Origin of the sequence: Parageobacillus caldoxylosilyticus (genome assembly GCF_019272935.1) — a bacterium.
In the GTDB taxonomy this organism is placed as follows: domain Bacteria; phylum Bacillota; class Bacilli; order Bacillales; family Anoxybacillaceae; genus Saccharococcus; species Saccharococcus caldoxylosilyticus.
The window spans coordinates 1,195,001-1,209,414 of record NZ_CP040553.1 but is presented as its reverse complement, the minus strand read 5'-3'; the positions used below and the strand labels follow the sequence as shown (position 1 = coordinate 1,209,414).

Here is a 14,414-nt window from a genome sequence, read left to right as displayed (position 1 = left end):
ATATATTATTCACAAAATTGTCAAGTTTTTTATTGTTTGTTTGTAACCGTTTTCATAAATATAGCAAACCATCCAGGAGAAGATCCTTCCTGGATGGCTTGTATAATTATGCATTTTTTAATTGTTTAAATGCGTTTTCTACCGCCTGAAGCGTATATTCAATGTCGCCTTCTGTATGTGCGAGCGTGACAAACCACGCTTCATATTTCGAAGGAGCGAGGTTGATGCCTTGTTTTAACATGAGTTTAAAGAACTTCGCAAACATTTCGCCGTCGCTTCGCTGTGCTTGTTCATAGTTTTCGACTTTTTCGGTCGTAAAGTAAACGGTAAGTGCGCCTTTTAACCGGTTGATTGTTACTGGAATGCCATATTTGTCGGCATGGTGAAGAATGCCTTCTTCTAACATCGCACCAAGTTTATCAAGGTATTCATACACGCCGTCTTGCTGCAGTACTTCAAGGCAGGCGATGCCGGCAAGGATGGAAGCAGGGTTGCCTGCCATTGTCCCCGCTTGGTAGGCCGGACCGAGTGGGGCGACTTGTTCCATAATGTCTTGACGGCCGCCATAGGCGCCGATCGGCAGACCGCCGCCGATAATTTTGCCCATTGCCGTTAAATCAGGTTCAATCCCTAATAAATTTTGCGCCCCGCCGTACATAAAGCGGAATGCCGTGATGACTTCATCGTAAATGACAAGTGCTCCTGCCTGATGAGCGATCTCATTGATCGCTTCTAAAAAGCCAGGTTTTGGTGTAACGATGCCAAAGTTGCCAACGATCGGTTCGACAAGCACGGCGGCGACTTGGTCTCCCCATATTTCCATCGCTTGTTTGAATGAGTCAACATCGTTGTACGGTACAGTAATTACTTCTTGGGCAATGCTTTTTGGCACGCCGGCAGAATCTGGGGTTCCTAACGTCGACGGACCAGAGCCGGCAGCGACAAGGACAAGATCGGAATGTCCGTGGTAGCAGCCAGCAAATTTAACGATTTTATCACGGCCGGTATAGGCGCGCGCGACGCGAATCGTCGTCATGACCGCTTCCGTCCCTGAGTTAACAAAACGCACTTTTTCTAAGGATGGAATCGCTTCTTTTAGCATTTTCGCGAACGTAATTTCATGAGGAGTTGGAGTGCCATAAAGGACGCCTGTCTCTGCAGCGCGCTGAATCGCTTTCGTGATGTGGGGATGGGCATGGCCTGTAATAATCGGTCCGTATGCCGCCAAATAGTCAATATATTTGTTGCCATCGACGTCCCAAAAATAAGCGCCTTGCGCCCGCTCCATGACGACCGGCGCTCCGCCGCCGACCGCTTTATACGAACGGGATGGGCTGTTTACGCCGCCGACGATATGCTTGAGCGCTTCCTGATACAATTGTTCCGATTTCGTAAAATTCATGTTCTAAAGCCTCCTGTGATCCTCATAGTCTTTTACCTTCCTATTCTAACATATTTATAGTGATTGGAGCTTTTTGGCGTTTCGCATGGCGGTGATTGGACGATACACGAATGGAAAATGATAACAAAACAAAAAAGATGAAATATCGGCGTGTTTATGTATAATGCAATACGTAGCGAAAATCATTCCGCTTTACGAAAAAAGGAATTTCATACCTTTTTCTGTGTCTATATACAGGGAGGAGAACTATGAACGCCATCGAAGTGGAAAACTTACGAAAAGAGTTTAAATCGTATTCGAGCCGCTCCGGCTTAATCGGCGCGTTTCGCGATTTATTTACGCGAAACTATAAAATCATTCGTGCGGTGAATGATATTTCGTTTACCGTAAAGCAAGGGGAAATCGTTGGCTATATCGGCGAAAACGGCGCAGGAAAATCGACGACCATTAAAATGCTGACGGGAATTTTGACGCCGACGGCGGGAAAAGTGATCGTCAACGGCATGAATCCGCATAAAGAGCGGGAAAAGTTCGTGCGGACGATCGGTGTGGTATTCGGACAGCGTTCCCAATTGTGGTGGGACATTGCGGTGCAAGAATCGTTTCGGCTCTTGAAAAAAGTGTATCGCGTTTCCGATGAAGATTATCGGCAACATATGGAACATATTATTGAGGCGCTAGATATCGGCCCGCTCTTGGACAAGCCGGTGCGCAAGCTGTCGCTCGGGCAGCGGATGCGCTGTGAACTGGCAGCGGCGCTCATTCATAATCCGCCGTTGTTGTTTTTGGATGAGCCGACCATTGGCCTCGATGTGCTTGTAAAACTGAAAATCCGTCAGTTTTTAAAAGAAATTAATGAAAAATACAACACGACGATTTTATTGACGACACATGATATTTCCGATATCGAAGCGTTATGCGAGCGTGTCATTATGCTTGATGAAGGCAAAATCATTTACGATGGTTCGCTTAAGCGTCTCAAAGAAAAATGGGGAGAAGGAAAGCAAATCCAGTTTACGTTTGCGGGCGAAATCACGTTTCATGCGTTACGAGAACTAACGAATGGTCTGCAAGTGATATGGAAAAAAGGGGAGCAAGACAATGTCTGGACAGCACAAGTGCCTTCCGCGTTATTGCCGGAAGTGATCGGCCGCGTTGTCGCCCGCTATTCGATTCAAGATATGAACATTAATGAAATTTCTACAGAAGAAATTATCCGCAACATCTATGAAGAAGGTGTTGTGCATGGATAAATATATTGAGATGATCCGCATCCGCTTTTTAATGATGCTTGCTTACCGGACCAATTATTATACGGGCATTCTTATTTACGCCATTAATATCGCCGCGTACTATTTTCTCTGGTCAGCGATTTACGGCAGCAAATCGACGATGCAAGGAATGTCGATGGCGCAAATGACCACGTATGTCGCCATCTCATGGATGGCGCGGGCGTTTTATTTCAATAATATCGACCGTGAAATCGCCATGGAGATTAAAGAAGGAAGAGTGGCGACAGAGCTGATTCGTCCTTACAGTTATCTCGGAATGAAAACGATGCAAGGATTAGGGGAAGGAATCTTTCGTTTGTTGTTTCTTTCTCTTCCGGGAATTTTTCTTGTCGCTTTATTTTTGCCGCTTCGTTTTCCAACCGATGTTCATACATGGATGTTTTTCACTTTGTCGATTGCCCTTAGTTTTATTATTAATTCAGAATTAAATTTGCTTGCCGGCATCATAGCATTTTTTACCCTTAACAATGAAGGGTTATTGCGGGCAAAGCGATTTGTGATCGACTTGTTTTCCGGACTTATTTTGCCAATCAGCTTTTATCCAGATTGGGCGCAAGAGGCAATGAAATACTTTCCGTTTCAAGGAATTAGTTATATTCCGAGTATGATTGTAACAGGAAGTTTTCAAGGGCAAGCAATCCTCCATGGCCTTTTGTTTCAGCTTGTATGGTGTGTGCTGTTGCTCATCCCGATTCAGCTGTTGTGGCGAGCGGCGAAAAAACAGCTTGTCATTCAAGGAGGGTGAGTCGTGTTTTACGTATCGATCTTTTTTCAATATATGGCACAATACATGAAAACAAAGCTGCAATATCGTGCCGATTTGCTGGTGGAGTTTATTTCTGATTTGATGTCACAAGCGGTCAATCTTGTTTTTCTTCTCATTGTGTTTGGGCATACGTCGTTATTGCACGGCTGGACGCGCGATGAAATTTTATTTATTTACGGCTTTTTCTTAGTGCCATATGCGGTGTTCGGAGCATTTTTTAATTTGTGGGATTTTAATGAGCGCTATATTGTGCGTGGAGAAATGGATCGCGTATTGACGCGCCCGGTGCACAGCTTGTTTCAAATTATTCTCGAGCGGATGGAACTTGAATCGTTGCTTGGCGGAGTAACGGGCATCATCATTATGGCGTATGCAAGTGCGCGTTTATCTCTTTCGTTTCATTGGTATGACATTTTGATGTTTATTTTGTTTGTTTTAGGGGGAGCATTTATTTACGCGGGAGTATTTGTGTCATTGGCAACTATTAGTTTTTGGTCTGATGCTCGTACATCGATCATGCCGATGATGTACAATATCAGCAACTACGGGCGCTATCCAATTGATATTTATCATCGCGTTATCCGCTATATTTTAACGTGGATTTTGCCGTTTGCGTTTGTTGGCGTATATCCCGCATCGTATTTTCTTGGTAAAAAAGAATGGTACGGCTATGCATTTTTTACTCCAATCATGGGTGTTATCTTTTTTGGGATTGCGGTCGTTTTATGGAACGCAGGAGTAAAGCGATATCGGGGTGCGGGGAATTGAGAAAGAGGGTGAATCCAAAAGGAAGTAAAAATTCCTTTAACGGATCCGCCCTCTTATTTTTTATAGGGTATTACGGAGGTTAATAATGACAGACCGTTTTTTCGTTTATTGGATGTTGTTGTGTGAGCAAACTGTTAACAAAAAAGACAAATTTCTCTTATAGTTGATACTTGATAAAGTTTGTGAAATAATGCACAATATATTTGTGAATAATTTCACAAATTGATTTTTGGAAAGGATGACAGACAACGATGAAAAGACAATGCATGAATCGAGTGGCGCTTGTAGGAACAGGATTCGTTGGTTCCAGCTATGCGTTTGCCCTTATGAATCAAGGAATAGCGGATGAACTAGTGTTGATTGATGTGAATAAAGAGAAGGCGGAGGGCGACGTGATGGACTTCAATCACGGAAAAGTATTTGCGCCGAAGCCAATGAATATATGGCATGGAGATTATCAAGATTGTCGAGATGCCGATTTGGTGGTGATTTGTGCAGGTGCTAACCAAAAACCAGGGGAAACAAGACTCGATCTTGTTGACAAGAACATGAATATCTTTAAAACGATTGTCGATTCTGTGATGAGATCAGGGTTTGATGGCATTTTTCTTGTTGCAACGAATCCAGTAGATATCTTAACGTATGCTACTTGGAAATTCAGCGGCTTACCGAAAGAACGGGTGATCGGCTCGGGAACGATTCTGGATACGGCAAGATTCCGCTTTTTGCTGAGTGAATACTTTCAAGTAGCTCCAACCAATGTGCATGCGTATATTATCGGAGAACATGGGGATACAGAGCTGCCTGTTTGGAGCCGTGCAGAAATTGGAAGTATTCCAGTTGAGCAAATATTGTCGCAAAACGATAGCTACCGAAAAGAGGATTTAGAAAATATCTTTATCAATGTTCGTGACGCGGCATATCAAATTATTGAGAAAAAAGGCGCGACGTATTACGGCATTGCGATGGGGCTAGTCCGCATTACACGCGCTATTTTGCACAATGAAAATGCGATACTCACCGTTTCCGCTTATCTGGACGGCCAATATAACGAGCAAAATGTTTATATCGGCGTACCTGCCATTATCAACCGAAACGGTATTCGCGAGGTAATGGAATTGAAGCTAAATGAAACAGAACAACAGCAATTTCATCATAGCGTAACCGTATTAAAAGACATTCTTTCCCGTTATTTTGATGAGGTAAAGCAATAAATACTGACTTAGAATAACAACAAGGTGAACATCATGTGGATACAACATTACAATCCTTTTCATAATGCGTATCTTTCTGCATTCATTGCGGCGCTTCCAATTGTTTTATTTTTATTATGTTTAACGGTGTTTAAGATGAAGGGAATAAAAGCCGCTTTTCTCACTCTTTGTTTTGGATTAGTGACAGCTGTTTGGTTTTTTCATATGCCGGTTTCAAAGGCGCTTGCCGCTTCCATCTATGGAATCGCGAACGGTTTATGGCCCATTGGCTATATTGTGATCATGGCTGTCTGGCTATATAAAATCGCTGTGAAAACAGGGAAATTTGACATTATCCGTGGGAGTATCGCAAACATTTCTGAAGATCAGCGGCTTCAACTGTTGCTCATTGGTTTTAGCTTTAACGCATTTTTAGAAGGAGCCGCGGGATTTGGTGTTCCGATTGCTATTTCTGCTGCTTTACTTGCTGAACTCGGGTTTCATCCATTAAAAGCAGCTGCTCTTTGTTTAATTGCCAATGCTGCATCTGGCGCGTTTGGAGCAATTGGAATTCCGGTTATTGTCGGAGCACAAATGGGAGATTTAACTCCGATTGAGTTATCTCGCACACTTGCTTGGATTTTACCGTTTATTACGTTTCTTATTCCGTTCTTATTAGTGTTTATTTTAGATAAATGGAAAGGTATTAGAGAAACATTGCCTGCTCTTTTAGTGGTAAGCGGAAGCTATACCATTGTACAAACATTGACAATCATTGTATTCGGTCCTGAGTTGGCTAATATTTTAGCAGCACTTGTCAGTATGGGGGCACTAACTATTTTCTTAAAAAAATGGCAGCCGTCACAGATATATCGAGTGAATCAGGATGGGGAAGTTGTTGAAAAATCTAAATACAGCTTGAAAAAAGTCATCCATGCGTGGTCTCCTTTTTATATTTTAACGGCAATCGTTGTTATATGGAGTCTGCCGAGTTTTAAAGCTCTGTTTGCTGAAGGTGGAATGCTTCATCAAACTACGCTTTTATTTAAAGTGCCGTTTTTGCATGGAGAAGTTGTAAAAATTCCTCCGGTGGCGCCGACACAGACTGCGTTAGATGCAATATTTAAGCTGGATCTTGTGTCTGCAACAGGTACAGCAATTTTATTAGCGGTGCTGTTCACAGGTATGTTTAGCAAAAACATTACGTTCGCCGAAGGAGTACAAAGTTTAAAAGAAACATGTAAAGAACTATGGATTCCTGTATTAACTATTTGTTTTATCATGGGATTTGCCAACTTGGCTAACTATGCGGGTTTATCCTCTGCGATTGGTTTAGCATTAGCGAAGACGGGAAATGCATTTCCGTTCGTTTCCCCGTTATTAGGGTGGCTTGGTGTGTTTATAACAGGATCTGTCGTGAGCAACAATGCTTTATTTGGCCATTTACAAGTCGTTACAGGAACGCAAATAGGGACAAACTCTTCGTTATTGCTTGCTGCCAACACAAGCGGGGGAGTTATGGGAAAACTCATTTCTCCGCAATCCATCGCGATTGCAACAGCCGCGGTGCAAGAGACTGGCAGAGAATCTAACTTGTTTAAAATGACGATTTATTATAGCTTGATCCTGCTATTGTTTGTGGGAGTCTGGACATACGTTCTTTCGATCATTGGTCTTTCGATCATTGGAATTTAGATAATGATAGTTTGTTTATTAAGTTAAGCACTGTGTTGTGTATAGGCGAAAAAAGATGATTCTGCGGCCTTTTTCCGATTTATATACCTGGAAAAAGGCCGCAAAACGTTTAATTTTACATTACTTGCTCCATCTTTTTCGTGTAAAGCGAACGAATCAAAAAATAGTAACCAAGTTGAACAACGAAAAAGATGATAATGACGAGCACGCTTGCTTTGATCATGGAGACGGACACTATGTTTTGCAGCATTTTAAAGGCAAAGCCGACATGGACGGTGGCAACGGCAAACGGAATGAAAAAGAGAATTGCTACTTGCTTCGCCGCGATTTGCTTCATTTCTTTTAATGTTAAACCGAGTTTGGATAACGCTTCGTATTGCTTGCTGTCCTGCTCCAAATCGTTATACAGCTTAAAATATAAAATGTGTCGGCCGCCAAAAAGAAGAGAGCACTGACGAAAAAACCAATAAAAGAGCATTAAGGAGAAAATTTGTTCCATTTGGTTAAAGAATTCTAAACGATTGGTGAAATCGACATCATCTTTTTGAATCACGCGGTTCAGTTTTTTGATTACGGATGTTTTTGCTTCCCAATTTTTATATGATACACCAGCGTAATATTGAATCGTTTCTTCCGCTGCGAGACGATGAAATTTAGCATATAAATGATCAGGAACAATTAACATATATCCGATAAACCCCGAAGGATTGATAGCTGGCTGGGGAATCGATTTAGCCAACGGAATCACCGACGTCTCATTACTATTTTTTATGGCAATCGCAATTTGTTTTCCTTTAATAGGTTCATATCCTTGGTCAGGGGTAGGGTGCATATACGCCGCTGTATTTGCTGGCAGCGATATATGCGGCAGACCGGCCAAATCCGCGAATCGATTATAATCTGTTACACGCATAAGAACAAGGTTTTGCATTATATCATCGTTAGTTTTTTTAGGATTATATGCGCGGATGAAAACGGCCTTATGACTTGTAAAAGGAATATGCTCATCACGTAAAGCATTTTTCAGTATTTGCAATTTGTTTTCGAAGGCTTTCGGTTCTTTTTTGATATAAGTGCAATTGCATGCGGAAACCGTGCTTCTGCTTTTTTGCCAAAATAAAGGTTGGCAAGCACCCCGGTAGAAGTATAGGTCACTGCTGTTAAAATCGTCACCATGCTTAAAATTCTCGCGTTGTCTTTCAGTTTATATGTCAGTTCAGCGGCGGTAATTAAGTTTGTGCCACGATAATAGGAGTGCTTTCGCTGTTTATAATATCGCAGCAGCCCGCTGCTCGCTTACGTATATAAAAAATACGTTCCAATAATGACGAGTAATAAAATGGGAAGGGCGCGTTTTATCATTTGCATGGAGCAGCAATGGAGAACCGCTAAAGGAGGGGATGCTCCTATCCAAATGATGCAAACTGGATGATAAAAAACGATATGCATCGCGTTGCCGCCCGAAACGAACGGCTAAAAACACTACTAAACACACAAAACTGACGGTAAAAAGATATGCGAATATACCGAAGGATGGGTGCAAGGATTGTTCTAGCATATATAAATAAACAATCGATAACAAAAGCAATGTATGAAGGAAATGAAAAATGGCCAACGAGACATGCTCACGCAGAAACAAGTGAATGGTTAACCCTCCCATGTTTTTATTAACTTGTAACCGACTCCTCTCACCGTTTCGATTGCTTGTTCAATCCCGATCTGCTGCAGTTTTTTGCGAACGCGTGCAATGTTGACGGATAGTGTATTATCATCGACAAACTCCGCATCATCCCATAATGATTCCAAAAGTTCTTCACGAGATACGATTTTTTCTACTTTTTTCGCCAAACGTTCCAATAAAATGAATTCTTTTTTGGTCAACTCAATCGTTTTATCTTTCCATTGCGCCATATGTTGATCATATAAAAAATACAACCCTGATACTTCATATACACGGGGCTGCATAGGAGCGGCATAAGAACCGTATGTTCGCCGCAGTAAACTTTTGATTTTGGCCATGACTAGATCTAAATTAAACGGCTTTGTAATATAATCATCCCCGCCATTTTCGATCGCCATGATTTGGTTCATTTCATGACTGCGTGCAGAAATGAAAATAATGGGGCAGAGGGAAATCGTTCGGATTTGCTGGCACCAATAAAAACCGTCAAATCGAAGCAGATTAATGTCGAGCAGTACAAGATGAGGACGGAACTTTATAAATTCCCTTTTAATATCGTCAAACTGTTCCGCATATGTGCGCGATATTCATATTTTTCCATACGCTCCTTCAGCATGGATGCGATTTTATCATCGTCTTCGACAATCAAAATCGTATGCATTGTTTTCTCCCTTTCATTTATATCTAATCCACTTATTATATGAATAATCGGCTTTTTGTTTTTGTATATATGGTTATGGACAAGTATGCGAGGTGAGAGCGATGGAGTACGCGTTCATTGGAATTATAGCGACGGTGTTACTTGCCAGCATTGCGTCTATTTGGACGACAAGTATAAAAACGACCCGTCGTATTTCCTTAGAAAATTTATTTGTTCTTATCCAATGGTATATCACAATGATGCTAGGTTTCGCTCTGATATATATGGTGCTTCAAATTAATGGGCATAACGTATTTGCCCCATCTGCCAATCAAACAGCTAACGAATGTTTTTCTATCCTTCAAGACAGCCTTTATTTAAGCGGGGTGACGTTATTGTCAGTCGGATATGGAGACATTACGCCAATGGGGATTGGAAGATGGCTTGCCATCATTGAAGCTTTGTTAGGTTATATTATGCCTGCTGTGCTTGTTGTTCGAACAATGGTTGACTGGGATAAGCGGTAATCGTTGCAATTTATCATTCCTTCCGTTACGCTAAAAGAAAAATATATTGCGGAGGGAAAAGTATGGCTTTGCAAATTGGCCAACAGGCACCAGATTTCACATTGCCGGCAAGCAACGGGGAAATGGTTTCCCTTTCGGATTTCCGCGGTAAACATGTCGTACTATATTTTTATCCGAAAGACATGACGCCGGGGTGCACGACAGAAGCATGCGATTTTCGTGATCATTACGAGCAGTTTGCCAAGTTGGACACGGTTATTTTAGGGGTTAGCACCGATCCGCTCGAGCGGCATAAAAAGTTTATTGAAAAGTACGAACTGCCGTTTTTGCTGCTTGCTGATGAGCATCACAAGGTAGCGGAAATGTACGGCGTTTGGAAGCTGAAGAAAAACTTTGGCAAAGAATACATGGGCATCGAGAGATCTACGTTTATTATCGATCGCGACGGCAAGTTGGTAAAAGAATGGAGAGGTGTCAAAGTAAAGGGTCATGTCGAGGAGGCGCTCGAGTATATTTCTAAAAATTTGCATTAACGTACCGTTAATTGGGTAGAAGTCCATACAAAACAAAAAAGGCTGCGTATAATGGATACTAACCTCCTCAAATGAATGAAAGGGTGACATGGGTGCGGAACGTTCTTCCGCACATTTTTTTGATGAACCTCTCCCACCTTCATTCCATGAAAAGGTGGGAGTTTCTCACCATCTCCATCGAAGAAGCTTCTGCGCAGAAGAAGGCAGTCTCCTTCCACTCGATGAATGCATCGGAAGACTTCCCGATGGGTCCAGTAAGCAACATCGTACTACACCGATGGGGCGGTCCAACCCTTCTACTACTTCTTGCTTACGCAATCCGTAGATACGTCAGCTTCGTTTGTACGTCCCAATGCACAAAGGTGCCATGCAGCGCCTTGCTTAAGATATTTCTCGCGCCGTGAACGTCACGATGTTCCTCATACCCACACCGGCACACAAACAGGCGGGAAGATACTTTTTTTCTCTTTTGACAGACAGGACATGTCTGGCTCGTATACGACTCCTCGATTTCATGCAAGCGAATGCCATGCTGATCAAGTTTATAAGCAAGATACTTCTTCACTTTCCCGAATGACCAATTCGAGAGTTTTTGCGCTTGTTTGCGGCTTGCCTGCTTTTTCTTTCTCGTATTGCGCTGCACTCCTTCAACGTTTCCGATATACACATCGGAGGCGGACTGCCTCAAACACCAGTCGACAAACTGTTTCGTCGTTTTATGCATCGCATCCCGTAGCTGTCTTTCGGATTTGGATAATACATATTTTTTCGCCTGTTCGTACTTTTTCCATTGACGGGATCCTTTTTGACACTTGGATTGACGACGCTGAATCTCCGCCAGTTTTTTATTCCGCAACCGGTGAAGGGAGCGTACTTTTCTTCCGGTGATGAGAATAGCCTGACCGTTTTCGCAAAATGCTCCAATGGTATGCACTTCCCCAAGATCGACTCCAACGGCCTTCCCTGGTTCATACGCTTTGGCCTTTTGTCCATCTTCATATGTCACGGCTAAATAAAGACTATGATCAAAGCAGCATTCGATTTCTTTGATCGTTCCCTTTGGCAGATGCGACGCATACACGACGATCGGCTTTTCCCGTTTTCCGTGATGAATGCCCATGGACAATTCGATTTTTCCGTTTTCATACACTTTGAATCCATCTTTTGCCCATTTCGTAGAGAAATACTTCTTTTTCTTGTAGGGGTAGCGGGCAGGATGTCCTTGTTGGATGGCTTGGTGCGCAGCTTGTCTTGCGAAGAGATATTTGTGGCAGACCGCTTGAACCGATTGGCTGTGAAGATGGAACTTTCTTTTTGTTTGCTTTTGCAGCTCGCTTTTGGTGATCCAACATCCATGTTGGAGGAAGTATTCTTTGGCTAAGCGGAGGCATTCGTTCCAAACACGGGCGGATTCCCGATTGCAGGAGTACAATCGTTCCAAATCCACTTTCGATGCCCGGAAGAATACTTTTTGGCCACGAAGCATGAGAATCCCTTCTTTTTTTGCGTGATAGGATAGTTTGATTATAGCACATATGTTCGTTTTTGGGAATCAAAAACTTCCCGATTCCTCTCTCTCCTTTACTCCGTTTAGAGGAAGGGAGACTTCTCGGGAAAAATGTAAAAAAAATATGGCGGTTTCATATATTAATGGTAATGAATATTGACAAATGATATAAAATACTTGTAGACTAATTATAAAAATTATAAAATAATAATTCTTTTTATTTTTTGAAGGAAGAGAGGTGCATGACGGTGTCTGACAACCAACAGCTAAAAGAAGCGCTTGATATGTTAAAGCAGACGGGAATACGCATCACTCCGCAACGTCATGCGATATTGGAATATTTGATTAATTCGATGTCACACCCGACGGCAGATGAAATATATAAAGCGCTGGAAGGAAAATTTCCAAACATGAGCGTAGCAACCGTCTATAACAATTTGCGCGTTTTTAAAGAGATCGGATTAGTGAAAGAATTAACGTATGGTGATGCATCAAGCCGTTTTGATTTCGTCACATCAAACCATTACCATGTTATTTGTGAACAGTGCGGCAAAATTGTCGATTTTCACTATCCAGCGCTGGATGAAGTGGAGCAGCTTGCCGCACATGTAACCGGATTCAAAGTGGATCATCACCGTATGGAGATCTACGGAACATGTCCGGACTGCCAGAAAAACGGACATCGCCAACATTAAAAAGCTGATAGCAGGAAAATGGCTATCAGCTTTTTCTTTTTTTTCTGTTATACTTTTCATCAAACTCTTTACCCTCTAACTCCGGATCTAATGTTAACGGTTCGCTGCAAAACATACATAAGTCTACTCTGCCAAGCATTTTTGTCACTTTGCCACAAGAAGGGCATACCACCTGTACAGCTCTTGTTGATAATGTTCCAATCCAAAAATAAACGACCGTGCTAGCGATGATAAAAAGGAGTCCTAAGATCATAAACAGTGTCATTACTAAAGGAGAGGTGCGGAAAAATATACCTATATACATGACAAAAATGCCGACAAAGATTAAGCTTAAGGCGAATGTACGAATTTTGTTGATTTTGCTTGAATATTTAATGCCCATGCTTGTCCCTCCTATATACACCACTATACCATAAAGTGCAGAAAATCCGTTAATTTTAACATTTTTCTTCCCAATGCATGTTTTTGTCCTGTTGGGCAAAACAATAAAGAGGATTTTTTCGATTTTTGTCGAATAAGCAATGACAGCATAAAGGAGATGGAGGAAACGATTATGGAGGATTTGCTTCGTCCCATCTACCAAGAATGGGCTAGCCGCCGCGATACATTAGGAATTTTAATGATTGAAAAGAAAGTAAATAATTCAGCGGTCACTGATACGTTTGATAGGGTTTTATTAGTAATTACCACTGATGGGAATGCTCCCGTCTTTATGAAACATTATGCATTAGGTGAAGAAAAAGCGGCCTTATATGCAGTTAGTGAAGCAAAGCTAAATGAATGGCTTCTTCTCGGTTCCCATCGAAAAGTGATTGACTGGATATTCAATGGAAAAGTTTTGTTTGACCGAAATGATTATATCCATCATCTGAGAAACCGTATGAAGGAATTTCCGGAGGAAACGCGGCAATTAAAAATGGGGTTAGAATTTGCAAAGCTGATTCGCCGCTATATGGATGGAAGGGCATTTTTTGAAGCAGGGCAATTATTAGATGCATATAATCATGTTATTCATGCGTTACATCACCTAGCAAGACTAGCTGTGATCGAACAAGGATTTTATCCGGAAGTAACGGTATGGGACCAAGTAAAACAAATAGATGGACAAATTTATAAGTTGTATGAGGAGCTTGTGAGCAGTGAAGAACCGTTGCAAAAACGGTTAGAGCTTTTATTTTTAGCAAACGAATTTTTGATCCATTCACGAATTTCATCAGGAGCCGCCCATTTGTATAAAGTGTTAGGTGAGAAAGAAGGGGCGTGGAGCATTGCCGAAATTGTAGAGCATCCGGAGCTTTCCCCGTATTCGGTAGATCTTATTATCATGTTGGAATATTTAGCAGAGAAAAAAGTTTTGTCCGTGGAAGAGATACCGACAAAAAGTCGTCATATATATCATCGTTATTATTCAGTGCAAAACGAATAGCAGGAAGAGAACATGCATTTTTTGCATGCTGGAGGGCGACGCTTTTGTTTTTGAAAACATGCCAGCCTTACTTTTCACTGGTAAAAGGGCTGTTTATTTTTTTGTTATCATAAAAAATAAAAAATGTTATTGACTTGCAAAAAAGGAGATGATATATTATAAAACGTCGTCGCAACCGCGGCTGGTTGCGAGGCGTTAATAAAAAAAGAGTTGACAACAGAGAATGAAAATATTAAAATAAAAAAGTCGTTTTAACGAAAAATGTTCCTTGAAAACTGAACAAAACGAA

Annotated in this window: 13 protein-coding genes and 1 pseudogene; 9 read left to right on the top strand and 5 right to left on the bottom strand. The window is 41.7% G+C overall.

All coding sequences use genetic code 11. From position 1 onward, the window contains the following. Positions 1-106 precede the first annotated feature (106 nt). A complete protein-coding gene (locus BV455_RS06235) occupies positions 107-1,402 on the bottom strand; it encodes a glutamate-1-semialdehyde 2,1-aminomutase (RefSeq protein WP_017436543.1) in 1,296 nt (431 codons plus the stop codon). A gap of 248 nt (positions 1,403-1,650) precedes the next feature. Here BV455_RS06235 and BV455_RS06230 point away from each other — a divergent pair, with 248 nt between their 5' ends. From BV455_RS06230 to BV455_RS06210, 5 genes are all read left to right on the top strand, one after another. Further along, entirely contained in the window at positions 1,651-2,655 is a 1,005-nt protein-coding gene (locus BV455_RS06230; RefSeq protein ID WP_017436542.1) for an ABC transporter ATP-binding protein, read from the top strand. After that, entirely contained in the window at positions 2,648-3,439 is a 792-nt protein-coding gene (locus BV455_RS06225; protein ID WP_017436541.1) for an ABC transporter permease, read from the top strand. The genes BV455_RS06230 and BV455_RS06225 overlap by 8 nt, the downstream gene beginning before the upstream one ends. A gap of 3 nt (positions 3,440-3,442) precedes the next feature. Then, a complete protein-coding gene (locus tag BV455_RS06220) occupies positions 3,443-4,228 on the top strand; it encodes an ABC transporter permease (RefSeq protein ID WP_218687855.1) in 786 nt (261 codons plus the stop codon). Between the two features lie 251 nt (positions 4,229-4,479). Beyond that, the gene (locus BV455_RS06215) at positions 4,480-5,442 is read left to right on the top strand and encodes an L-lactate dehydrogenase (protein WP_061580026.1); all 963 of its coding nucleotides are present in this window, start codon (positions 4,480-4,482) and stop codon (positions 5,440-5,442) included. 33 nt (positions 5,443-5,475) lie between these two features. Further along, the gene (locus BV455_RS06210; protein WP_061580025.1) at positions 5,476-7,116 is read left to right on the top strand and encodes an L-lactate permease; all 1,641 of its coding nucleotides are present in this window, start codon (positions 5,476-5,478) and stop codon (positions 7,114-7,116) included. A 115-nt stretch (positions 7,117-7,231) separates the two neighbouring features. Here BV455_RS06210 and BV455_RS06205 read toward each other — a convergent pair whose 3' ends face one another. After that, positions 7,232-8,047 (bottom strand): hypothetical protein, encoded by an 816-nt coding sequence (locus tag BV455_RS06205; protein WP_218687854.1) that lies wholly within the window; start codon positions 8,045-8,047, stop codon positions 7,232-7,234. A gap of 716 nt (positions 8,048-8,763) precedes the next feature. Next, positions 8,764-9,458 (bottom strand): annotated as a pseudogene (locus tag BV455_RS06200) (response regulator transcription factor). 101 nt (positions 9,459-9,559) lie between these two features. Between BV455_RS06200 and BV455_RS06195 the strand changes: the two are divergent. Together BV455_RS06195 and bcp are read left to right on the top strand one after the other, a co-directional pair. Further along, positions 9,560-9,964 (top strand): potassium channel family protein, encoded by a 405-nt coding sequence (locus tag BV455_RS06195; protein WP_218687853.1) that lies wholly within the window; start codon positions 9,560-9,562, stop codon positions 9,962-9,964. 62 nt (positions 9,965-10,026) lie between these two features. Then, positions 10,027-10,497: a thioredoxin-dependent thiol peroxidase gene (gene bcp, locus BV455_RS06190; RefSeq protein WP_042410766.1), complete on the top strand. Its 471-nt coding sequence runs from the start codon at positions 10,027-10,029 to the stop codon at positions 10,495-10,497. A 310-nt stretch (positions 10,498-10,807) separates the two neighbouring features. Here the strand turns inward: bcp and BV455_RS06185 are convergent, their stop codons facing one another. After that, positions 10,808-11,983: an RNA-guided endonuclease InsQ/TnpB family protein gene (locus BV455_RS06185; protein ID WP_042410770.1), complete on the bottom strand. Its 1,176-nt coding sequence runs from the start codon at positions 11,981-11,983 to the stop codon at positions 10,808-10,810. A 263-nt stretch (positions 11,984-12,246) separates the two neighbouring features. Between BV455_RS06185 and perR the strand changes: the two genes are divergently transcribed. Continuing rightward, positions 12,247-12,699, top strand: coding sequence for a peroxide-responsive transcriptional repressor PerR (perR, locus tag BV455_RS06180; RefSeq protein WP_017436531.1), 453 nt, complete (start codon positions 12,247-12,249; stop codon positions 12,697-12,699). 25 nt (positions 12,700-12,724) lie between these two features. Here the strand turns inward: perR and BV455_RS06175 are convergent, their stop codons facing one another. Further along, the gene (locus BV455_RS06175) at positions 12,725-13,081 is read right to left on the bottom strand and encodes a YgzB family protein (protein WP_017436530.1); all 357 of its coding nucleotides are present in this window, start codon (positions 13,079-13,081) and stop codon (positions 12,725-12,727) included. A gap of 171 nt (positions 13,082-13,252) precedes the next feature. Between BV455_RS06175 and BV455_RS06170 the strand changes: the two genes are divergently transcribed. After that, positions 13,253-14,125, top strand: coding sequence for a nucleotidyltransferase-like protein (locus BV455_RS06170; protein ID WP_017436529.1), 873 nt, complete (start codon positions 13,253-13,255; stop codon positions 14,123-14,125). The last annotated feature ends 289 nt before the right edge of the window (positions 14,126-14,414 follow it).